Annotated in this window: 17 protein-coding genes and 1 pseudogene; 5 read left to right on the forward strand and 13 right to left on the reverse strand. The window is 65.2% G+C overall.

Annotated elements, in window-relative coordinates; translation table 11 throughout:
• The coding region (locus tag JS533_RS10690; protein ID WP_241514495.1) for an HAD hydrolase family protein at positions 1-600 on the reverse strand (600 nt) is incomplete at its 3' end.
• Positions 601-862: 262 nt separating this feature from the next.
• Here JS533_RS10690 and ettA point away from each other — a divergent pair.
• Positions 863-2539, forward strand: coding sequence for an energy-dependent translational throttle protein EttA (gene ettA / locus JS533_RS10695; RefSeq protein WP_241514497.1), 1677 nt, complete (start codon positions 863-865; stop codon positions 2537-2539).
• Between the two features lie 1109 nt (positions 2540-3648).
• Positions 3649-4554: an acyl-CoA thioesterase gene (locus JS533_RS10700; RefSeq protein WP_241514499.1), complete on the forward strand. Its 906-nt coding sequence runs from the start codon at positions 3649-3651 to the stop codon at positions 4552-4554.
• A gap of 54 nt (positions 4555-4608) precedes the next feature.
• On the opposite strand, the gene JS533_RS10705 is transcribed toward JS533_RS10700, so the two are convergent.
• The 9 genes and pseudogenes from JS533_RS10705 to JS533_RS10745 all read right to left on the reverse strand — a co-directional run bounded on the left by JS533_RS10705 (position 4609) and on the right by JS533_RS10745 (position 15316).
• Complete coding sequence (locus JS533_RS10705; RefSeq protein ID WP_241514501.1) at positions 4609-5148, reverse strand: DUF3180 domain-containing protein; 540 nt, start codon at positions 5146-5148, stop codon at positions 4609-4611.
• Positions 5145-5615: pseudogene (locus JS533_RS10710) on the reverse strand (2-amino-4-hydroxy-6-hydroxymethyldihydropteridine diphosphokinase); the annotation flags it as partial. The gene JS533_RS10705 and the pseudogene JS533_RS10710, both read right to left, overlap by 4 nt.
• Positions 5616-6015: 400 nt before the next feature.
• Positions 6016-8100 (reverse strand): ATP-dependent zinc metalloprotease FtsH, encoded by a 2085-nt coding sequence (ftsH, locus tag JS533_RS10715; RefSeq protein WP_241514502.1) that lies wholly within the window; start codon positions 8098-8100, stop codon positions 6016-6018.
• Complete coding sequence (hpt, locus tag JS533_RS10720; RefSeq protein WP_241514504.1) at positions 8097-8660, reverse strand: hypoxanthine phosphoribosyltransferase; 564 nt, start codon at positions 8658-8660, stop codon at positions 8097-8099. The genes ftsH and hpt overlap by 4 nt, the downstream gene beginning before the upstream one ends.
• Positions 8647-9783, reverse strand: a complete 1137-nt coding sequence (tilS, locus tag JS533_RS10725; protein WP_241514506.1) for a tRNA lysidine(34) synthetase TilS — start codon at positions 9781-9783, stop codon at positions 8647-8649. Before tilS ends, hpt begins: the two co-directional genes overlap by 14 nt.
• 60 nt (positions 9784-9843) lie before the next feature.
• The gene (locus tag JS533_RS10730; RefSeq protein WP_241514508.1) at positions 9844-11298 is read right to left on the reverse strand and encodes a D-alanyl-D-alanine carboxypeptidase/D-alanyl-D-alanine-endopeptidase; all 1455 of its coding nucleotides are present in this window, start codon (positions 11296-11298) and stop codon (positions 9844-9846) included.
• 137 nt (positions 11299-11435) lie between these two features.
• Positions 11436-13100: an ABC transporter permease gene (locus JS533_RS10735; protein ID WP_241514509.1), complete on the reverse strand. Its 1665-nt coding sequence runs from the start codon at positions 13098-13100 to the stop codon at positions 11436-11438.
• Positions 13097-13999 carry an ABC transporter ATP-binding protein gene (locus JS533_RS10740; protein WP_420838653.1) on the reverse strand — a complete coding sequence of 301 codons (903 nt, stop codon included), beginning with the start codon at positions 13997-13999 and terminating at the stop codon, positions 13097-13099. Before JS533_RS10740 ends, JS533_RS10735 begins: the two co-directional genes overlap by 4 nt.
• Positions 14000-14392: 393 nt before the next feature.
• Positions 14393-15316 carry a glycosyltransferase family 2 protein gene (locus JS533_RS10745; RefSeq protein ID WP_241514511.1) on the reverse strand — a complete coding sequence of 308 codons (924 nt, stop codon included), beginning with the start codon at positions 15314-15316 and terminating at the stop codon, positions 14393-14395.
• Positions 15317-15403: 87 nt separating this feature from the next.
• Here JS533_RS10745 and JS533_RS10750 point away from each other — a divergent pair, with 87 nt between their 5' ends.
• Both JS533_RS10750 and JS533_RS10755 read left to right on the forward strand, forming a co-directional pair.
• Positions 15404-16870: an AI-2E family transporter gene (locus JS533_RS10750; protein WP_241514513.1), complete on the forward strand. Its 1467-nt coding sequence runs from the start codon at positions 15404-15406 to the stop codon at positions 16868-16870.
• On the forward strand, positions 16870-18096 hold the full coding sequence (locus tag JS533_RS10755) for a glycosyltransferase family 2 protein (protein WP_241514515.1): 1227 nt from the start codon (positions 16870-16872) through the stop codon (positions 18094-18096). The genes JS533_RS10750 and JS533_RS10755 overlap by 1 nt, the downstream gene beginning before the upstream one ends.
• A 179-nt stretch (positions 18097-18275) precedes the next feature.
• Here JS533_RS10755 and fucO read toward each other — a convergent pair whose 3' ends face one another.
• Positions 18276-19427, reverse strand: a complete 1152-nt coding sequence (gene fucO, locus JS533_RS10760) for a lactaldehyde reductase (protein WP_241514517.1) — start codon at positions 19425-19427, stop codon at positions 18276-18278.
• A 398-nt stretch (positions 19428-19825) separates the two neighbouring features.
• Positions 19826-20692 carry a sulfite exporter TauE/SafE family protein gene (locus JS533_RS10765; RefSeq protein ID WP_241514518.1) on the reverse strand — a complete coding sequence of 289 codons (867 nt, stop codon included), beginning with the start codon at positions 20690-20692 and terminating at the stop codon, positions 19826-19828.
• 265 nt (positions 20693-20957) lie between these two features.
• On the opposite strand from JS533_RS10765, the gene JS533_RS10770 reads away from it, so the two are divergent.
• A complete protein-coding gene (locus JS533_RS10770; RefSeq protein ID WP_241514519.1) occupies positions 20958-21725 on the forward strand; it encodes a type III pantothenate kinase in 768 nt (255 codons plus the stop codon).
• Between the two features lie 207 nt (positions 21726-21932).
• On the opposite strand, the gene JS533_RS10775 is transcribed toward JS533_RS10770, so the two are convergent.
• On the reverse strand, positions 21933-22821 hold an 889-nt coding region (locus JS533_RS10775; protein WP_241514521.1), incomplete at its 5' end, for an extracellular solute-binding protein.

The raw sequence follows: 22821 nt of genomic DNA on the forward strand, positions 1-22821 counted from the left end.
CACGCCGGGGTTCATCATGTCGATCCACATCCTGCCGGCGTTCGTCACCATGTAGCGGTCCGACCATGCGTCCCGGTAGGTTTCGCGGTAGACGTCCTCGGCGTCGTTGCCGGGGAAGAACACGGTGTACTTGTTCACGTCACGGTCGAGTCCGGTCAGATCGTCCATGTAGACGATCTTCTTGTAGAACGTGCGGAAGTACTCGTCGTAGCGTTCGTCGCACGAGCGGATGTAGCAGGCGTCGATGCCGCAGACCGTCGGACAGCCGCGTCCGTCGTCGAGCGTGTACCGGATCATCCGCTGGTATTCGTCGACGGGGATGAGGCTTTCGTAGATGAGCTCGCCGCGGCAGTAGATCGCGGCGCCGTTGTCCGACATCATCGCCATGTGCCGGTCGAGTCCGGGGAACATTTCGGCCAGCGTGTAGTTCGGCCGTCCGCTCGCCGCGCAGAACGTGACGCCCGCCTCGTCAAGCGCGCGGATGCGATCCTCCATATGCGGCGGCATCGTGCCGTCGTCGGCGAGCAGCGTGCAGTCCATGTCGCTCGCGATGAGCGCGATCCTGTCCAGATCGGCGTCTTCGGTGAAATTCGGCAGCATCGTCGCAGGTTCCTTTCCGTTACGTCGTCATATTCAGGTGAATTCGTCCGACCATACCGTACCGTATGCCCTTCCGGCACGACAGCGAAGACACCTGCCGAACCGTGGCATTCCAGCCCTTCCGTTACCATGGTGGGCGGTGGTTTGGCACGGATACGACCGCTATGCGGACGGGCACCGACAACGGCGCCGCATGGGGCGGCCGGCCTGCGCAAACCTGGGAACGGCGGAATTCCAACCTTTATTTAAGGAGTAACTGCAAGTGGCAGAATTCATTTACCAGATGATCAAGGCGCGCAAGGCGTTCGGCGAGCGCGTGATCCTTGACGACGTGACGCTGAGCTTCCTGCCCGGCGCGAAGATCGGCGTGGTCGGCCCGAACGGCATGGGCAAGTCGACGCTGCTCAAGATCATGGCCGGCCTCGAAACCGTGAGCAACGGCGAGGCGTACCTGACCCCGGGCTTCACGGTCGGCATCCTGCAGCAGGAGCCGCCGCTGGACGACACGAAGACCGTGGGCGAGAACATCAAGATGGCGTTCGGCCCGATCGCCGAGAAGGTGGCCCGCTTCAACGAGATCGGCGAGGAGATGGCGAACCCGGACGCCGACTTCGACTCGCTCATGGAGGAGATGGGCAAGCTGCAGACCGAGATCGACGCGGCGAACGGCTGGGATCTCGACTCGCAGCTCGAGCAGGCGATGGACGCGCTGCAGTGCCCCGATCCGGACACCCCGGTGAAGGTGTGCTCCGGTGGCGAGCGCCGCCGCGTGGCCCTGTGCAAGCTGCTGCTCGAGGCCCCGGACCTGCTGCTGCTTGACGAACCCACCAACCACCTGGACGCCGAGTCGATCCTGTGGCTGGAGAAGTTCCTGCACCAGTACAAGGGCGCGGTCATCGCCGTCACCCACGACCGTTACTTCATGGACAACGTGGCCGAATGGATCTGCGAGGTCGACCGCGGCCACCTGTACCCGTACAAGGGCAACTACTCCACGTATCTGGAGACGAAGGCCAAGCGTATGGAGATCCAGGGCGCGAAGGACGCGAAGCTCGCCAAGCGCCTCAAGGACGAGCTCGACTGGGTGCGTTCCTCGCCGAAGGCCCGTCAGGCCAAGAACAAGGCCCGTCTGGAGCGTTACGACCAGATGGAGCAGGAGGCGCGCAACAACAAGAAGCTCGACTTCTCCGAGATCCAGATCCCGGCCGGTCCGCGTCTGGGTTCGGTGGTGCTCGAGGCGAACCACATCCACAAGGCGTTCGGCGACCGCGTGCTCATCGACGACCTGTCGTTCACGCTGCCGCGCAACGGCATCGTCGGCGTGATCGGTCCGAACGGCGTCGGCAAGTCCACGCTGTTCAAGACGATCGTCGGCCTTGAGCCGCTCACCAGCGGCGAGCTGAAGATCGGCGAGACTGTGAAGATCAGCTACGTCGACCAGAACCGCGAGGGTCTCGACCCGAACAAGAACCTGTGGGAGGCGGTCTCCGGCGGCCTCGACTTCATCGACGTGGCGGGCACCGAGGTGCCGACGCGCGCCTATGTGGCCAGCTTCGGCTTCAAGGGTTCCGACCAGCAGAAGCTCACGGGCGTGCTGTCCGGCGGCGAGCGCAACCGTCTGAACCTCGCCCTGACCCTTAAGCAGGGCGGCAACCTGCTGCTGCTCGACGAGCCCACGAACGATCTGGATGTCGAGACGCTGGAATCGCTGGAGAACGCGCTGCTCGGCTTCCCGGGCTGCGCCGTGGTCATCTCCCATGACCGTTGGTTCCTCGACCGTGTCGCCACGCACATCCTCGCGTGGGAGGGCGACGACGAGAACCCGGCCAAGTGGTACTGGTTCGAGGGCAACTTCCAGGCGTATCAGGAGAACCGCGTCGCCCGCCTCGGCGAGGATGCGGCCCGCCCGCACCGCCTGCACCGCAAGCTGACGCGCTGAGCCGTTAAGAAAACAGCACAGTGTGCTGTTTTTAGGCTCAGCCGAGCGGCGACAGCCGCGAGGTAACAATGAGTCTCGCCACAAGGCGAGTTCATAACTGCACAAGACCTAACAGAGAGGGGTTTGGGTCCATTCCCACAGGAATCAGCCCAAACCCCTCTTCTTTATATACCGGTTCCTCCGGTTGCCGAAGCGCAGGGAGCCGATTCGCGCGGATTTGGTCCTGTCTGGTCTTACCGGATGGTTGATGCCATGTTTCGGGACATGGTTGACGGCTATCGCAGGTGTTCTCGACGTTATCAGTCATGCCCCAAAACGGGTGTCAGCTATCCGCTCGGGCTAGACACTGTCCGCTCGGCACTGTCCGCTCGGCCCCGACAATCGGCGTTATTGTCTCCATTTCCCCACATTCCCCTTCGACCGGCCCGCGGAAACGCCAACAGGGTGCCGGGCGACGGCGAATGTGGTGAAATCGACAGCATGAACGGACCCAGATAAGACGACCGACGCCGACCGTTTTCGAAAGTGGGGAAACAAGCAGCACCAGCACCGCTCACGACGGGTGTTCATGCTGTCGGTTTCCCCACATTCGGCGTGATGTTCCGAATGTGGGGAAATCGACAGCTTGTACGGGTTCAACAATCGGCGTGTCGCGTCGCTTCTTCCCCACTTTCGGATATGGGCGCATGCAAACGTTCCGATTTCCCCACATTCGGACGATTCCGCCGGATTCCGGCTTCCGCTGCTGGTTTCAACGGTTTCAACAGCCGTCACCATGTGCCTTGGATCTGGCGGAACTCCGTAGCCGAAAGCCAGCGGCGACACAGCATCGCGCGACAGCGTGATTCCGAGACCAGACCACGTGGGTCTGCTCCCGGCCATAGACCCTCCCGGCCATAGACCCCCGCACGCCAAACGCGAAGAACCCGATATCCGAGAAGTTCATAAACCCCATAAGGTTCCGGCCCGGCACGGATGCCATCACCTCAGGATACCCGTGTAGCTTCCCGTTCACCCGCTCCTTACGCTCGTTACAAAACGCCCCGCGGCTCTTTACCTCGACCGGATAAACTGCTCACCAGTCACAGTCAAGAGGCAGGAGTAACACGATGACGAAGTCGGACACGCTGACACCGCTGGAACGTCTGGTGAAGGTGCTGCGGCTCGGGGAACCGTCCGAATACCGCGGGCATTCGTATATCAACGGCGAAAGCCTGTATTTCCCGACGGGCCGCGTCTACGGCGGCCAGGTGATCGCGCAGTCGCTGATCGCCGCGTCGAAGACGGTCGATCCGGCGCGTCTGCCGCATTCGATCCACGGCTATTTCATCGCGGCCGGCGATATCCGGCAGGATCTGCTGTTCGATGTGGAGAAGCTGCGCGACGGCCGTTCGTTCTCGGCCCGTCGCGTGAACGTCACGCAGTCGGAGGGCCCGATCCTGACCGCGATCGCCAGTTTCCAGGTCGCCGGACAGTCCGGCGTGGAGTTCGCCGATCCGATGCCGACGGACGTGCCCGCCCCGGAGTCGCTGAAAAGCGCGAAGGAGCTGATGGAGCCGTACGCCGACCAGTCGCCGTTCGCGAAGTTCTATGCGAAGAAGTCGCCGTTCGACATCCGTCACGTCACGCGGACGATCATGTTCGGCGCGGACAAGGAGAGCGCCGCGCAGGATTCCGGCAGGCAGATGGTGTGGATGAAGGCCGACGGCACGGCCGACGTGCCGCAGGTGATGCACCGTGCGATGCTCGCGCTCGGCTGCGATCAGGTGATGATGGAGCCGGTGCTGCGTCGCGCCGGACTGTCGATCTCCACGCCGGGCATCTCCTACGCGTCGATCGACCATTCGATGTGGTGGTATCGCGACGTGGACATCAACCAGTGGCATCTGTACGTGCAGGACACGCCGACCGCCGCGCACGGCCGCGGTCTGGGCGTGGCGAAGGTGTATTCGCAGGACGGCGAACTGGTCGCCGCGATGGCCCAGGAGGCCATGATCCGCGTCCCGCAGCAGTGACGCGGCGGCTCCGACAGCCCGCAAAGACGCAAAAGACGCAGCGGACCGCCGCCGTCAGTGCCTGGTCTTGACGGCGGCGGAGGCCACGTTGCGCTGACGCTGCGCGGCCTTCATCTTCGGGTTTTCCGGTCCTTCGGTGGGCGGCAGCTGGCACAGCCACTCCCCCACGATCCCGATGACCATGTCGGCCACGCACGCCACGCATGCGATCGCGCATTCGAGCACGGCCTGCGAATAGTAGGCGGCCTCCATATGCGAGACGCTGAGCAGGATCTGCCCGCCATACCATCCGGCGAGCGCGGCCCCCACCAGTCCGAGCGCCTTGGCGAGCACGAGCGTGGACACGGCCTTCTGCGGGTCCAGCGGCTTGAGCGCGGCACGCTTGCGCGGATCGGTGGTCGCGTACTTGTGCACCTGCAATGCCATGACGAGCACGGTCACGCCGATGAGCAGCAGCAGCGCGGAGATGAACCATGGCACGCCGAGCAGGGCCAGTCCGGACGTCTCATCGTATTTGGCGAGCAGCATGCCGCCGAACAGGCCGCCGATGATCGCGACAAGGTAATACCACCACGGGGTGCGACGTGCCGTCATAGCGTGCCTCCGATGATCCAGTTGTCCGACAGCAGTCCGACTCGACCGGCGTCGGGGGCCATGGCGAGCAGGAACGAGACCGGATCCTTGCCGAGCCGGGCCTCGGGGTCCATGTCCATCCACGGGGCGAGTACCGACGCGTGTTCGCGCGCGCTCGGCCACGGCACGCGGCAGTCCGGTTCGTCGCTGGTCACTCCGGGCATGTCGACGAGATCGAGGTCGACGTCGCCGCCGAGCGACGATTCGACCGCGCCGAGCGTGGCGATGAGCTGCCGTGCGGTGAGTTTCGTCGTGATCTGCATGACGGCGGCCATCGCGTCCGGTCCGTCGATGTTGCTGACGTGATACAGCGGCGAGATGCCGTCGACCTGGTTGCCGGGGATGCCGTCGAGCGCGACGATCGCCGAACGGAACAGCCGTTCCGCGTCGTGCGATTCGCTGTCCATGGAGATCACCGCGGTGCGGAACGTCGCGTCGTCGACGCCGACCGCGTCGCCGACTGCGTGCCCGGAACCGTTACGGCCGTTACGGTCGTCGGATGCGGTCCGATCGTCGTCGGCAACGTTTCCGTCGTCGGCCGTGACGCTGATGCGCACCCGCGCGCCGGACAGCATCGTCTCGATCCGCGGATCGTCGCAGTGCACGATGACGTCGACGTGCGCGTGGCCGCGCAGCAGTGCGAGCGTCGTCTCGTCGACGCCATCGGCATCGACGTGCAGCGTGACGTCGGTCGCGGTTATCTTCATCAGCAAGTTCCTTCCTGTCCGGCAGGCCAAAGACCCGCCTGTAAAACCTCGCATAAAAACGGCGAGGGACATGCCATTTGCCTGACATGCCCCTCACTGCCCGTTCATATCAATCGGCCGATCACTCGCCCGGCTTCATGCCCACCGAACGCTTGAGCGATTCGGGGATCTCGACCGGCGGAATGTCGGAGTCCGGACGGAGGTCGTCCGACAGCCACACCGGACGTTCCGGCGCCTTGCGGATGTGCGAGAAGATCTCGGCCAGCTCCTTCTCGTTCAGGGTCTCCTTGACGAGCAGCTGGCGGACGAGCTCGTCGAGCACGTCGCGGTTCTGGTTGATGATGTTCCATGCCTCGGTGTGCGCGGTCTCGACAAGCTGGCGGACCTCGTCGTCGATGATCTCGGCGGTCTGGTCGGAGTACTTGTGCGGCGCGAGCGCGTCGTAGTCGGCGCCGTTCGTGTCCTCGCTGCCCCACTTGATCGCGCCGAGCTTCTTCGAGAAGCCGTATTCGAGCACCATCGTACGGGCGATGTTCGTGGCCTTCTCGATGTCGTTGGACGCGCCGGTGGTCGGATCGTGGAAGACGATCTCCTCGGCGGTGCGGCCGCCCATCGCGTACGCCATCTGGTCGAGCAGCTGGTTGCGCGACTGCGAGTAGCGGTCGGAGGTCGGCATCACGGCCGTGTAGCCGAGCGCGCGGCCTCGCGGCAGGATCGTGACCTTGGTGACCGGGTCGGTGTTGTGCAGCGCGGCGGCGACGAGCGCGTGGCCGCCCTCATGGTATGCGGTGTTGCGCAGCTCGTCGAGCGCCATGCCCTTGGAGCGGCGCTTCGGACCGGCCTGCACGCGGTCGATGGCCTCGTCGATGGCGCGGTTGTCGATCAGCTGCGCGCCGGCGCGGGCGCACAGCAGCGCGGCCTCGTTGAGCACGTTGGCCAGGTCGGCGCCGGTGAAGCCCGGCGTGCGCACGGCGACCATGTGCAGGTCGACGTCCGGCACGAACGGCTTGCCCTTGGCGTGCACCTTGAGGATCTGCTCGCGGCCTTCGAGGTCCGGGGCCTCGACGGCGACCTGGCGGTCGAAGCGGCCCGGGCGCAGCAGTGCCGGGTCGAGCACGTCGGGACGGTTGGTCGCGGCGATGATGATGAGGTTGGTGTCGTTGTCGAAGCCGTCCATTTCGACGAGCAGCTGGTTGAGCGTCTGCTCGCGCTCGTCGTGGCCGCCGGACATGCCGGAGCCGCGCTTGCGGCCGACGGCGTCGATCTCGTCGATGAAGATGATCGCCGGGGCGTTCTTCTTCGCCTCGTCGAACAGGTCACGCACGCGGGAGGCGCCGAGGCCGACGAACATCTCGACGAAGTCGGAGCCGGCCATCGAATAGAACGGCACGCCCGCCTCGCCTGCGATGGCTCGCGCGAGCAGCGTCTTGCCGGTGCCCGGAGGGCCGTACAGCAGCACGCCGCGCGGGATGCGCGCGCCGAGCGCCTTGTACTTTGACGGGTCCTTGAGGAAGTCCTTGATCTCCTCGACCTCCTGCACGGCCGCGTCCTCGCCGGCCACGTCCGCGAACTTGGTCTTCGGGGTCTGGCCGTCGAGCAGCTTGCCGTTGTTCTTCTTGCCGCCCATGCCGAACATGCCGCCGGCGCCGCCCATGTTGCGCATGAGCAGCCACCACAGGCCCACGAGCAGGATGATCGGGAACAGCATGTTCGCCAGATAGCTCAGGATGCCGCTCTGACGCATGGTCGTGTTCCAGCCGTTGGTCGGATTGGCCTTGTTGATGAGCTGGACGACCTGCGCGCTCTGCGCGTACGCGTAGTAGAACTGCACGGTCTTGCCGTAGTTGCGCGTCTTGCCGGTGGTCGGGTCGGCCTTGACGTAGTCGTTGGCCAGTTCGAGCTTGACCTGCTGCGTGTTGTCGACGATCTCCGCGTACTTGATGTCGGATGACTGCAGCAGCGAGATGCCGTCCTTCGTGTCGATGGTCTGCGCGCCGGATCCGGTGAAGATCTGGAACGAGACGATCGCGATGACGACGATCAGCACGCCCCACAGCCACGGGGACTGCCAGAACGGCTTGCGGCCGTTGTCGTTGTTGCCGCCGTTGCCGCCGTTGTTGTCGTTGCGGTTGAACGGATTGCCGTTGAAGGGGTTGAACGGGTTATTGTTGTTGCCCGGTCCCTGCGGCCCCTGAGGGTAGCTCATGCATTCACTCCTTGATACACTGCGGGCTTGAGCACTGCGATCGAGTCGAGGTTGCGGTAGCGCTCGTCGTAGTCAAGGCCGAAGCCGACGACGAACTCGTCGGGGATCTCGTAGCCGTGGTATTTCACGTCGACGTCGACCTCGCGGCGGGACGGCTTTTCGAGCAGCGCGAAGATCTCGACGGAGGCGGCGCCGCGGCGCTTGAGCTCGTCGACCAGCCATGCGAGCGTGCGGCCCGAGTCGATGATGTCCTCGACGATCAGGATGTGGCGGCCGCGCACGTCGGTGGACAGATCCTGCCGAATCGTGACGGTGCCGCTCGATGTGGTGCCCGAACCGTAGCTGGACAGGCTCATGAAGTCGAGCTGGACGGGGATGCTCATCGCCTGCGAGAATGCGGCGATCGTGTTCACGGCCCCCTTGAGCACCGCGATCAGCAGCGGGTTCTTGCCGCGGTAGTCCTCGCTCGCCTGCGCGGCGACCTCGCGTATCTTCTCGTCGATACGTTCTTTGCTGACCAGTTCGTGGTCGATATCATTGTGCACATCAGCGATTCGCATGCCCACCATCTTGGCACACGCGAATGACGTGTTTCTGACGGAATACTGAATAACCTCTGGGAAGTCGCACGGCGGACTGTCCGTGCCAGTCGGCCACGAGACGGTCGACGGATTCGATCTGCCGGGCGGTGGCCGGCACTCCCGCCGCGGCGAGGTCGTGGGCGATGACGCGCGTGCGGATCGCGGGATGCTCGGATTCCAGCGCCTTGACGGACCAGCGCAGCACGTCGCCGGCCGGGTCGAGCCGCGTGCGGGCGGCCGCCGCGTCCGCCTGCAGGTCCAGATATTCCTTGTCGCGGCGGACCGGCCGGGCCCCGTCGGCCAGATGCGCGACGATATCGCGTCCGGCGAAATCCTCCAGATAGGGGATCAGCCCATGGCGAATACGCGAGCGCAGCGGCAGCTGCGGCGCCGGCAGTTCGGCGGCATTGGCCGGGACCTTGTCGACGGGCGGGTTGCCATCGTCGGCGTCGTCCAGCAAATCGCCGTTGGTCGGATCGTCCCACCACTCAAGTCCCAGGTCACGGCACACCCCCGTGGTGTCGTCACGCGTGAGCGACAGCAGCGGTCGCGCGTAGCGCACGCCGTCGCGCTCGAACGCGGCGGGCATGCCGGCGAGTGCGTCGACGCCGGCGGATCGCAGCAGTCCGATGAGCACGGTTTCGGCCTGATCGTTTTTCGTGTGCGCGAGCAGCACGACGCTTGCCATCGTCGCCCGTGCGATGTCGGCGAGCGCCGCGTAGCGTGCGTCGCGTGCGGCCGCCTCCGCTCCCCTGCCGTCGTCGTCGACGCTGACGCGACGTACGATGACCGGGTCGAGTCCGAGTCCGCGGCATCGTGCGGCGGCCTGGTCGGCGACCTGCGCCGAGCCGGACTGCATATCGTGGTCGATGATCGCGGCGCCGCAGCGCACGCCGAGCGTCGCGCATACGGTTCGGGCGAGTGCGGCCAACGCGATCGAGTCGCGCCCGCCGGAGCAGGCGACGAGCACGAGCGGCGCGTCCGCGTCGGGTTCGTGCTCGCCGTGCCGGGCGAACCGCTCGTCCTGCACGCCGATGCCGAGAGTGCCGAGCGTGGATCGTACCGCGCCGATTCCGGCCTTCAGTCTTGCCGAATATGCCATGTTGCGCCTGCGCTGTCCTCTGCGGTCATGTTTGTACGGTCGTGCGTCTGCGTCGTGCCGCTACAGTCTTGCCAGATCGTCGACGAACCGGTCGATGGCCGCGCGAGCGGCGGTCATGTCGTCGGGCTTGTTGACGATCACGGCGAACGCGAGCGCCCCGCCGTCGAGCCTGGACACGTTGCCGGTCATCGACGTGACCTCGCCGAGGCTGCCGGTCTTGACGCGCAGCAGTCCGGCCGTGTCCGCGCTGACCGCACGGTTCAGCGCGGTGCCGACGAGTCCGGGCACGGACAGTCCTTCGGCGGCCGCGGCCGCGCCGGAGACGGTGAGATTGTGCGCCTGCACGGCCGCGAGCGTGCGCACGGTGAGTGTGGAGCCGGGCGTGAGTCCGGAGCAGTCGGCCATGGTCAGGCCGGTCAGGTCGATGCCGAGCGTGCCGAGCGCCTTGCGTACGGCCGTGACGCCGCCTTTGGGTGAATTGTCCTCGCCGAGTTTGAGCGCGGTGAGCCGTCCGAATTCCTCGGCGAGCGTGTTGTCGGAGTGCCGCAGGGCGAACGCGAGGATTTCGGCGAGCGTCGCGGAGGAGACGGAGGCGATGGGGCTGGTGCCGCTCGGCGCGGTTCCGTCCGTCACGTCGCCGTTCACGGTGATGCCCTGTTCGGCGAGGCGCGCGGCGAACGCGTCGGCCGCGTCGGCCGCGGTGTGCTGGCTGAGCGTCGGGTAGGCGCTGAACGTGTCCGGATCGGCGGGGGCGCCCCCGTCCCACTGCCGGCCGCCGTCGATGGCCATGGAGCTGACGCCCGTGTAGTAGAGATCGCCTTCGTTGTTCTCGTCGATGCCGTTCGGGTAGCGGTCGCCGCCGAACAGCGTGTCGTCGAGTGTGAGCGTGACCGTGCCGATGCCGCGCGCCTTGAGCGCCTTGGCGGTTCGCGCGGCGAGCGTGCCGAGTCCGGCGCGCCCGTTGACGTGGTCGGGGTCGCTGTCGCCGGAGCCGAGCAGCATGTCGCCGTTGCCTTTGAGCACGAGGCTGGCGCTGCCGTCGTCGTGTTGGATGAGATAGGTCTGCGTGTCGAGCGTGGAGCCCATGTCGAGCGTGGAGGATGCGGCGAGCGCTGTCAGCGTCTTCATCGTCGAGGCCGGCTCCCGCGGCGTGTCCGCGTTGCGTTGCGCGACCGCACCGCCGTTCGCGTCGACGATCATGACCGAATACGAGTCGCCCACGCCGTCCGCCTGCGCGAGTTCGTCGATGAGCTTGGATGCGGCTGACTTGTCGACCGCGCGCGTCGAGTCGAGCGTGCCGGCGATCGAGCCCGCGGCGATCACGTCGGGAGCGTCCGGGATCGTCCGTCGCGTCACCTGTCGCAACGTGAGCGGTCCGGGCACGATGTCGGCGATGTCCGCGGCGACGTATCCCACGCATACGGCCACGGTGACGATGGCGGAGACGACGACGGTGACGATGCGTCGTCGCGCTGGTTCCCGACGTTGCGGCTGTGGCGTCGTCCTGTCCGGCACGTCACGCTCCTTACTATTACTGTCCGTCTACTGTCCGTATCGTCCATCCGCACGGCCGACGGTCCGTGAGGCACGGCCGGCCTTCCGTCCGCACGATCCGGCGCGTATCTTCCTCCGGAACGCCGGCATGGGCGACGTTATTGCTGCAGTGACGCGAACGAGTCGAGCGTCACGACGATCGAGAGCATCCGCGCATCCATCAGCTTACCGCCGAGCCACGTCCCGGCCGCGAGCGCGGCCGCGCCGTTGACGAGCGCGACCGGGATGAGCAGCCAGTACAGGCCGTCGAACACGCCGGTGACGAGCAGTACGAGCGCGACAACGCCGGTCGGCAGCATGGCCAGCAGGCTGCCGAGCATGTAGACGAGCGGGAAGAAGCCCTGCGCCATCGCGCGGCCCTGCGGCGAGGAGAACGGCTTGTCGAGAGACGCGACCGGATACATGAGCGTGCAGGACGTGATCTCCGCCAGTCCGAGCGAGGAGCACGCGAAGCCGATGCCGAGCGCCGTGAACGTCGCGCCCGTGAGCAGTCCGGACGGACTCGCCCAGTCGCCGGTGAACACGGCGACCGCGACGGCGAGCACGAGCAGATAGGCGACGGCGATGCCGGCGAACACGCGCACGCGGCCGATACGGTCGGTGATGCCCGGCACGCCGGCGATGACCTGCATCGTGAAACCGCGGCCGTCGTAGGCGAGGCCGTTGCTTTCGGTGATGGGCATCATCCAGCCGGACATGGCGATCGCACCCCACACCATCTGGCTGATGCCGCGCGACTGCAGGGCGAAGATGACGACGAAGAACACGGGCATGATGAACAGCATCGCCTGCCGTGGGTCGCGTTTGAGATACGTGATCAGGCGCGCGGACACGGCTCCGGACGGCGAGTCGGGCATCCAGCCGAACGCGCCGATGCCCTTGACGGCGACCGTTCGCCCGCCGGCCGCGTTAGCCGTGAGCCGTTCGCGGCGCAGGCACCAGGTGCACAGCGCGAAGCAGACGATCCACGTGGCAATGAGGATCGCGATGCGCAGCACGAACGCCGGCCAGTCGCCGACGAACACGTCGTACGGCAGCTGGAACGCGGCGCCGAACGGGGTCCATGCCATGACGTTCGCCGCGCCCCACGCCGCCTCAAGGCTCATGTTGTCGGCCGCGCCCGAGTTGACGAGGATGTTCGGCAGCTGGCAGACCGAGACGAACAGCATGACGATGACGATGTAGAACGCGCCCTGCCCGCGTTTGGACGTGACCAGCGTGGTGGCGAGCGACAGCAGCAGCTTGGACACGCTCATCATCGTGATGACGGCGAGCGGCGCGGCGACGACGGACGCGAGCACGACGGCCGGGCCCATCGCGCGGTAGACGAGCGACCACAGGATCAGCGAGACGACGCCGGTGATCGCGGGGATGCCGGACAGGCCGGACAGCAGCAGGCCGAACTGGAGCTCACGGTCGGGGATGCCGTAGAGCGCGAACTTGCGCGGGCTCATCGTGGAACCTTCGCCGAGCAGCATGATCTGCACCAGGCCGACCATGAGCGTGATCGATGCGCCAAGGATCACGACGACCGTGTTGACGATGCCGTGCGGTCCGAGGACGTTGATGGGCGCGATGTCGGGGCTCAGCTGGACGAACGCGGCCCAGTCGCCGATGTTCCATGCGGCCGAGGCGGTGGCGATGACCGTGCCGATCGCGAGGAGGATCGCGAACACGTAGGCGACGGTCTGCCATGCGGATTTCCTGAGCGTGGCGAGGGTGAGCGCCCAGCGCAGGCGGACGAGGGTGAGCGCGGCGGTCATCGGATGGCCTCGCCGGTCGGGGCGGCGGGGGTGGCCACGCCGTTCGAGCCGCCGTCGAGCCACGCGAGATGCGCGGCCTCGTGGCGGCCGCCGACCAGCTGCAGGAAGCGGTCCTCGAGATCCTCGCCGGCGGCGACCTGGTCGACCGTGCCGGCCGCGCACACCTGGCCGTTGTTGATCACGGCCACATGCGTGCACATCTTCTCAACCAGCGCCATGACGTGTGAGGAGATGATCACCGTGCCGCCGGTGGACGCGTATTCGGCGAGAATGTCCTTGAGATTCGCACTGGAGACCGGATCGACCGATTCGAACGGCTCGTCGAGCACGAGGATGCGCGGGCTGTGGATCATCGCGGAGGCGAGGCAGATCTTCTTGGTCATGCCGGCCGAATAGTCGGCGACCATCGTGTTCGCCGCGCCCGTCAGATCGAACGCAGTGAGCAGGTCGTTCGCGCGGCGCACCGACTCGTCGCGGCCCATGCCGCGCAGCATGCCCGAGTAGACGAGCAGCTGCAGGCCGGTGAGCCGGTCGAAGATCTGCCCGGGCTGCGGCATCACGCCGATCGCGCGCTTGGCCGCGTTCACGTCGCTCCACACGTCGCGGCCGAGGATCATCGCCAGTCCCCCATCCGGCACAAGCAGGCCGGTGACCATGTTGAGCGTGGTGGTCTTGCCCGCGCCGTTCGGGCCAACCAAGCCGTAGAACGAGCCGACCGGGATGTCGAGCGACAGGCCGTTGACGGCGATCTTCTCGCCGAAACGCTTGAACAGGCCGCGGATCGAGACCGCCGCCGCAGGATCCGGCGGCACCGGCTGCGGCGGATACGGATACTGCGGCCCTGCCATCATCGGCGCCGCCTGAAAACCAACATTCCCCTGAGTGTTGTCTATGCTCATACGACCACTCTATCCCCACCCGGCCAGATACGCCATCATCCCGCAGACGCATGTGCACCGCTGTCACTGTCATCAAACGCAAGAAATCCGGGAAAACGACCCACTCATCCCGGAATACTTGCACTGACACATCCCCACCGCAAGAAATCCGGGAAAACAGCCCATCCGTCCCGGAATACTTGCACTGACCGGCCCTCAACGCAAGAAATCCGGGACGAACGGCGTCATATCCCGGATTTCTTGCGCCAACGATCGGGGACCGTCTCGGAAAGTGTGCAACTGGTCTTGATCGCCGGTCGTGAGACCGCCGGGATCCCGCCCGAACGGCCTTGAGCGCGTCCAGCGCCGCATATGCCGGCCTCCGCCGGTCACACGATGCGACGATGCGTACCGTTACTCGTGCTTTTCGTCGTACTCCTCGTCGGTGGGGGTCTCGTCGTAGAGCTCGCGGCCCTGCTTTTCGGCGATCTTCATCTGCTCGTTGATCCACGCGGCCTCGGCCGGGTTGATGTCCGCGGTGTTGAGCACCTTCTGCCACACCGGATAGAACAGGTGCATCGCCGGATACATGGCCGTGAACAGGATCTCCGGCTTGTGCTTGCGCCAATGCTGCGGATGCGCGTCGAACGTGTTGCGGAAGCGGCGCATGTAGTTGAGGAACGAGCCGAGCGACGTGTCCATGCGCCGCGCGCTCATGCCGGCGATCATGCGCGGCGAATACACGGTCTTGAGCCCCTTGCCGATCAGATGCAGCGACAGGTCGATGTCCTCGTGCATCACGTCGGACTTGTCGCGGCACACCTCGCCCTCGATCTGACGCCACGCGCTCGCCCGCACCGCCATGTTCGAGCCGAACAGCAGCGGCTGGCCGCCATCGGCGCGGTAGATGCGCTTGCGGATCGAATTGTCGCCCTTGAGCCCGAAATGACGCGACGGCATGTCGTAGTACATGACCGGGCCGGTCGCGCCCATCGCCTCCGGATCCTCGGTGAAGATGCCGGCGACGACCTCCACCCAGTCCGGCTTGATCATGCAGTCCGCGTCGAAACGGCCGAGCACGTCGCCGGTGGCCGCGTTCAGGCCGAAGTTGCGCGTCGGGATGAGCCCCTGCTCGGCGTTCTGGTGCAACAGCTTGATCGGGGCCTCCGGGTGCTCCTTCATGAACCGTTCCACGATCGCGCACGTGTCGTCGGTCGAACGGTTGTCGACGACGATGATCTCGTACGGCATCACGGTCTGCCGGATCGTGTTCAGCAGGCAGTCGGCGATGCGTTCGGCTTCGTTCCACGCGGGAATGACGATCGAAACATTCAGCATGCCTTCAGCATACAAGCGCGGCGCGAAGAGCCGCATCATCCGCCGGGACCATGTCGAAATGCCCCACCGACGTTAGAATGGGGAGCCATGACCAAGCAGGATGAGCAAAGAATCGATTTCGCGTCGGTGTTCCCGGCGAAGGGCGACTCGCGCAGGCCGCCGGACTGGTGGGGACGCGGCCTGCTGTATGCGGCGATCGCCGTGTTCCTCTCATACTTCGTATGGAATTCGTGGGGCAAGATCGACTACATCGTGCTCGATCTGGTGATCTCGGTCTTCATCGCGCTCGCGATCGAGCCGATGGTGCTCATCATGATCCGGCACGGCTGGAAGCGCGGCGTCGCGTCCGCGATCAGCCTGATCGGACTGGCGGTCATCATCGTCGCGCTGTTCGCGCTGTTCGGCTCGATGTTCGTGCAGCAGGTGATCTCGATGGTCAAGGGCATCCCCGCCCTCTACGACCAGATCGTCGAGCTGGTCAACCAGTACAGTTCGTTCAGGATGCCGGAGATCGACGCGCTCGGCGGCGAGATCTTCAAGAACCTGCAGTCCTCGTGGGTGGCGAACTTCGCGGGCCAGGCGTTCAACACCACGGTGGGCCTGTTCGGCGCGCTGCTCGACCTGCTGACCATCGTGATGGTCACGTACTATATTTCCGCCGCCGGCCCGAAGATGCGCCGCAGTATGTGCCAGTGGCTCGGCGACAACCAGCAGCGCCGGTTCCTGCTCGCGTGGACGATCGTGCAGGACCAGATCTCCGGCTTCCTGTTCTCGCGTTCGATCCTCGCGATCATCAACGCGACGTGCACGGCGATCTTCCTCGAGATCGTCCATGTGCCGTACTGGCTGCCGCTCGCGCTGTTCTGCGGCATCGTCTCGCAGTTCATCCCGACCGTCGGCACGTACATCGGCGGCGCGCTGCCGGTCGTGTTCGCGTGGGGCTCGAACGGCGTGGCGTACGCGCTCGGCGTGCTCGTGTTCATCACCGTCTACCAGCAGTTCGAGAACCTGATCCTCTCGCCGAAGATCTCGCAGCGCACGATGGATCTGAACCCGGCGATCGCGTTCCTTGCGGTGCTCGTGTTCGGTTCGGTGTTCGGCGCGCTCGGCGCGTTCCTCGCGCTGCCGATCACCGCGAGCCTGCAGGCGATCTTCAAGGTGTACACGAAGCGCTACGAACTGGTCGATTCGCCGTTGCTGTACGATCCGGACACGGTGAGGAAGTCGAAGGTGGTCGAAGGCGCGGAGGCGATCGGCGAGCACGTGTTCAAGCCGATGACCGAGCATATGCCGCGCGCGGCCAAGGGCACCAGCGCCCGCGTGCCGATGGACGAGGAGCTGCAGCATCTGGCCGAGCAGGTGTATCACCTGCCCACCGCGCGCCAGCTCGACGAGTCGGAGACGGTGGCGATCCCGAAGGGCGTGCTCGGCAAGTGGGACGAGGAGCGGCATGGGCTGGCCGGTCTGGCCGGAACCGACGACGACGCCGACAAGACCGACGCCGACGGGTCCGACAAGCCCGCGTCCGACAATCCAAGGAGCAGGTGGCGCTGATGGCCCTGTTATCCGTCCTCGACATCCTCATGTACATCGTCGGCGTCGTCGGCATCGCCTACCAGGCGATCTGCGTCGTCGTCTCGCTGGTGTCCAAGCCGATCACCTTCCCGGACGCGCCGATGGACAAGCATTACGCCGTCCTCATCTCCGCGCGCAACGAGGAGAACGTCATCGGCAACCTCATCGGCGACATCCAATCGCAGACGTACCCCGACAGTCTCATCGACATCTGGCTCGTCGCCGACAACTGCGACGACCACACCGCCGATCTGGCCCGTTCCAAGGGCTGCCATGTCATCGAACGGTTCAACAAGGAGCTCATCGGCAAGGGTTACGCGCTCACCTACCTGCTCGACCAGATGAACGAATCCGGCGCCAGCGACCGGTACGACGCGTTCTTCGTGTTCGACGCCGACAACCGTCTCGCACCGAACTACTTCGAGGAGATGAACAAGGCGTTCCAGTCCGGGTTCAGGATCCTGACCAGCTACCGCAACTCGGTGAACCTGTCCGACAACTGGGTTTCGAGCGGCTCGGCGCTGTGGTTCATCCGCGAATCTCGCTTCCTGAGCGCCTCGCGCATGCGGCTCGGCACCAGCTGCCATGTGGGCGGCACCGGCTTCATGTTCTCGAAGGAGGTCATGCAGCGCAACAAGGGTTGGAAGTTCCATCTGCTCACCGAGGATCTGGAGTTCACGATGGACTCGGTGCTGCACGGCGACCGCATCGGCTACTGCGGCACGGCGATCCTGTACGACGAGCAGCCGGTCACGTTCCAGCAGAGCTGGCGCCAGCGGTTGCGCTGGAGCAAGGGATTCCTGCAGGTGTTCCGCTATTACGGCCCGGCGCTGATCAAGCGCGCGGTGCGTGAGCGCGATTTTTCGGCCGTGGACTTCACGCTGCTGCTGTGCCCGTTCACCGTGCTGGCGATCGCGCGCATGATGCTGGGATGGCTGTTCGCCGCGTGCGGGTTCGTGACGTGGCAGTCGCAGGTGCAGTCGCTGCTGGGCTGGTCGAACGGCATCGTGATGGCGGTACTGACGATGATGGGGCTCGCCGCGCTCACGATTATTGTGGAGCGCGACCATATCGGCGCGACCAACAAGGAGCTGTTCGCGTATGTGCTGAGCTTCCCGATCTACATGCTCAGCTATGTGCCGATTTCCTTCCAGGCGATTTTTGCCAAGGCGCAGTGGAAGCCGATTGCGCACAAAGGCGCGTGAGGCATGCTCGCCACCCTCTGGTTCCCGGGCTTGCTTCGTGAACATCCCGGGAACCAAGCTCCGTTCATATGAACATGCGCAAGCCCGGAATCATGGGATTCATGGTTCCGGGCTTGTTTGATATTGTGCGGTTTCCGGTTCCCGGGATTATCGGGGGTGATCCCGGGAACCGGAACCCGTCACATCAGCGACTTGTAGATCGCGAGGATGTCCTCTTCGGTGGCCTTGCGCGGGTTGCCCGGCGTGCACACGTCGTTGAACGCGTCGTGGGCGAGCGGCGCCAGATCGGCCTCGGTGGCACCGACCTCGGAGATCGTGGTCGGGTTCTTGAGGTCCACGGTCAGCTGGTGCACGGCCTGCACGGCCTCCTCGCGCACCTTCTCGAGGTCGCCAGTGTAGGCGTCCTCGACGCCGAACGCGTCGGCGATGTCGCGGTACTTCTCGCCGGTGAAGTCCTTGTTGTACTCCATGACCGGGGCCAGCAGAATGCCGTTCGCCACGCCGTGCGCGACGCCCAGACGACCGCCCAGCGGGTGGGCCATGCCGTGCACCAAGCCGAGGCCGACGTTGGAGTAGGCCATGCCGGTGATGTAGGAGGCGTACGCCATCTGCTCGCCGGCCGGAATGTCGCCGTCGGCGGACTTGGCGAGGTTCTTGGCGATCATGCGGATGGTCTGCATGGACAGGCAGTCGGACAGGCTCCACGCGCCCGGCGTGATGTAACCTTCGATCGCGTGGGTCAGTGCGTCGAGACCGGTCGCGACCTTGAGGCCGCGCGGCATGGAGTCGGTCAGATCCGGGTCGACGAACGCGACGATCGGGATATCGTGCGGGTCGACGGCGACGAACTTGCGCTTGTTGGCGGTGTCGGTGATGACGTAGTTGATGGTCGTCTCGGACGCGGTGCCGGCGGTGGTCGGCACGCCGAAGATCGGCACGGACGGATTCTTGGTGTCCGCGACGCCCTCGAGGGAGAGCACGTCGGCGAACTCCGGGTTGGCGGTGATGATGCCGATGCCCTTGCAGGTGTCCTGCGGGGAGCCGCCGCCCAGGCCGATCAGGAAGTCGGCGCCGGACTCGGCGAACTTCTTCACGCCGTCCTGAATGCATTCGACCGGCGGGTTCGGCTTGACGTTGGAGAACACCTCATACGGCATGCCCGCCTCGTCGAGCACCTTAGTGACCTTCTCGGCGGTGCCGGTCTCGAGCAGCACCGGATCGGTGACGATGAACGCCTTGGTGAAGCCGTGCTGCTTGGCGACGGCCGGGATCTCCTTGATCGCGCCACGGCCGAAATAGGCGGTCTGATTGAAGATCATGCGGTAGACCATACTGGTTCTCCTTCGAAACAGCGGCCGCGGAACGTCCCCGTTCGCGTGGCCTTGTGGTTGTCAACGGCTCCCATCCTAGCGCGCCTGCCGGGATTTCGCTGGAAGTACCATGCAGACACGCGGAAAATTACCGTTTGGTCACACGCAATCCGCCTCAATCCCACATATGGGGACACCGTGCCCATTTCTTCTGCCTAGTACTTTGTCGGACTTAAACTGTGGTGCTCTCATTTCTCGGCTCCCCTTGCCAGGGGAGCTGTCACGCAGTGACTGAGGGGTAGTCAGAACCCGTCACATTAAGTCCGACAAAGTACTAGTCTGCCTGTTCCGAGACTCCGCGACTGCCTGTCACGTGGCCATCCCCGCACGACGACCGCAGCTTACGCCGCCGCCCGTAATCAGGCCCGCGCCGCGCGCGTCGCCTTGAGCGCGGTCCACGTGCTGCGCACCGCAAGGAACGTCAGCCACGCCGCAAACAGCAGCGACCCGGCGCGAGGAGTGAGCCAGCCGGCCATCATCGTGCCGAGCGGTGCGGTCACAGCCGCACAGCAGCCGACGATCAGCCCGCTCTTCAAATGCACGATCCCGCGCTTCCAATTCGCGACCGTGCCGGAAATCGCGCCGGGAAACATCACCAGCAGCGACGTGCCGCGCGCCATCAGATCGCTCGCGCCGAACAGGAACGACAGCGCAGGCATCATGATCGCCCCGCCGCCAATGCCGAGCACGCCGGCAAGCGCGCCGGTCACGCATCCCAGCAGCACCAGAAACAGGCCGGACCACACGTGCAGCACGATATGCCCCTCGCGCGGCGGCGTGAACGTGACCTGCTGGATGATCACGAAAATCAGGAACACGACCCAGATCCAACGCAGCGCGACTTCGGGCAGCCGGCTGAGCAGCAGCGAGCCGAGCTGGCTGCCGACGACCACGCCGAGCGCGAGCAGCAGCGCGGCGATCCAGTTCACGTTGCCTTCGGTCGCGTACGAAACGACGCCGGAAATCGACGTGGGCACGATCGCGGCGAGCGACGTAGCCGCCGCGTGACGCTGACTCAGGCCCAGCCATACCAGCGCGGGCACGATGATCGTGCCGCCGCCGATGCCGAACAGACCGGACAGGATGCCGCACGCAAGTCCCACGCAGATCAGCACGACGACGCTGCGCCGGTCGAGACGCTCGAGTCCGCCGCCGTCGGTCGCCGCCGCCGTCGCGGCTGACGTCGTGATCGGCTGGTTTCCATTCGTTTCCATACGTTCGCTCATACGCGAAACTGTACTCGTCGGTCCCGCTCGCCGGCAGAAAATTGCCGTCGATTGCCCGCATACGGATCATGTTCCGCAAATCTGCCGCAAGTTTGCCGCAAATCCATCTTGTGACAACGCTTGCAACAGCGCGAGTCGATCCGCATCATCCCACGCCAATGCACGCCAACGCTTGCCAACGCGCGCAGACAGCGTCCGACCGGCGCTAGACTGGTGTGCAATCGCGCGTCCAGCCGGCGCGCCACAGCCAACGAAGGGGATTTCCATGCTTGTCGCGGTCGACATCGGCAACACCAACATCGTGCTCGGATTCATCGAAGGCAGCCGCATCGTCGGCACGTACCGCATTTCCACCAAAGCGCACCACACGTCGGACGAGTACGGGCTGATGATCACGCAGTTCCTCGGGTTCAGCCATTTCACGCCGGACGACGTGGACGACGTGATCGTCTGCTCGGTGGTGCCGAAAGTGATGCACTCGTTCCGTGCGAGCATCGTCAAGTTCCTCGGGCTGGAGCCGATGATCGTGGGACCGGGCGTCAAAACCGGCATGAACATCCGCATCGACGATCCGAAGTCGCTGGGCGCAGACTGCCTGTCGGACTGCGTGGGCGCGTACGCGGAGTACGGCGGGCGCGTGCTGGTGGCCGATTTCGGCACGGCCACGACGTTCAACTACGTGGACGCCACGGGCACGATCACCTGCGGGCTCATCACGACCGGCATCCGCACCGCCGCGGCCGCGCTGTGGGGCGAAACCGCGCAGCTGCCGGAAGTGGAGATCACTCGGCCGCGCTCGATTCTGGCGACCGGCACGAAAACGGCGATGCAGGCGGGCCTCTACTACAACTTCCTCGGCGGCATCGAACGCACGATCCAGCAGTTCCACGCGGAAATCCCCGAGGACTTCACCGTGGTGGCGACCGGCGGGCTGGGCCGCGTGTTCAAGGACGACACGGACCTGATCGACGTGTACGACCCGGACCTGATCTTCAAGGGCATGGAGGAGATCTACCGGCGCAACGCGCGGTGACATATCCCGTCATTCCAACCGAGCGCAAGTACCTGTCATTCCAACCGAGCGCAAGTATCATCTGTCATTTCGACCGAGCACAGCGAGCGGAGAAATCTCTTGCAGTTCAACGGACATGAAGATTTCTCGACTCGGCTCCACCTCGCTCGAAATGACATGGGCCCGGCAAAACGCCCCTGATCGACAGCCGAATCCCGCGGCCTTCCCCTATTCGATGGTGAAGCCCTGGTTGAAGCCGTACTCCTCCAAGTCCTTCTGCCATGAGGCGATGCCATCGGTCAGCGCGATGCGCTTGCCAGGATGCTCGGGCAGCTTCGGCGGCTTGCCGTGGGAGTCGACCACGCCGTCCTCGATGCGGGCGACGGCCTGATCGTACTTGTATTTGGCCGTGGACCAGTCGTACGCCTTGCCGACTGTGGACGAGAAGTCGTTGCGCGCGTACACCTCGAACGGCAGGTACTGGTAGCCGGTGGACACGGTTTCGGCCGCTTCGGCCAGCACTCGGTTGTAGCGCTGCCCGTCGAAGTACGGTATGGCGATGCCGCGCTCGTCGGTGACGGTGGTCTTGTCGAGGAACGCGTCGCTGCTGAGCGTGGCCTTGTCCGCGGGGAACGAGCCGCCGTCGACGCGCGTGGCGATGCCGTGCTTGCTGTGGCACACGTAGTCGAGGAAGCGGAACGCGGCGTCCGGCTTGCGGCTGGACTGCAGCACGGACAGCGCCGATCCACCGTTTTCCGCGTTGGCCGGCTTGCCGTCGGAGGTCGGCATCCGCGTGACACGCCACAGTCCGGATCCGCCCGGCACGTCGGACAGCAGCAGCGACGGCATCCACGCGCCAGCGAACACGGACGCGACCGCGCCCGAGCCGAGCTTGCGCTTCCACGATTCCGACCATGTCGACGAACGCGTGTCGACGAGTCCTTCGTCGATCATCTTCTGCCAGAACGCGGTGAACGTTTTGGTGCCCGCGTCGTCGGCGAGGTCGATGGTCACGGTTTTGCCGTCGTTCGACGTGTGGAACGGGCGGCCGCCGGCGAGCCAGATCATCGCGTCGTAGAAGCTCGCGTCGCCCGAGTCGGCGGCGATGTACACGCCG

The organism is Bifidobacterium amazonense (genome assembly GCF_018555435.2).
In the GTDB taxonomy this organism is placed as follows: domain Bacteria; phylum Actinomycetota; class Actinomycetes; order Actinomycetales; family Bifidobacteriaceae; genus Bifidobacterium; species Bifidobacterium amazonense.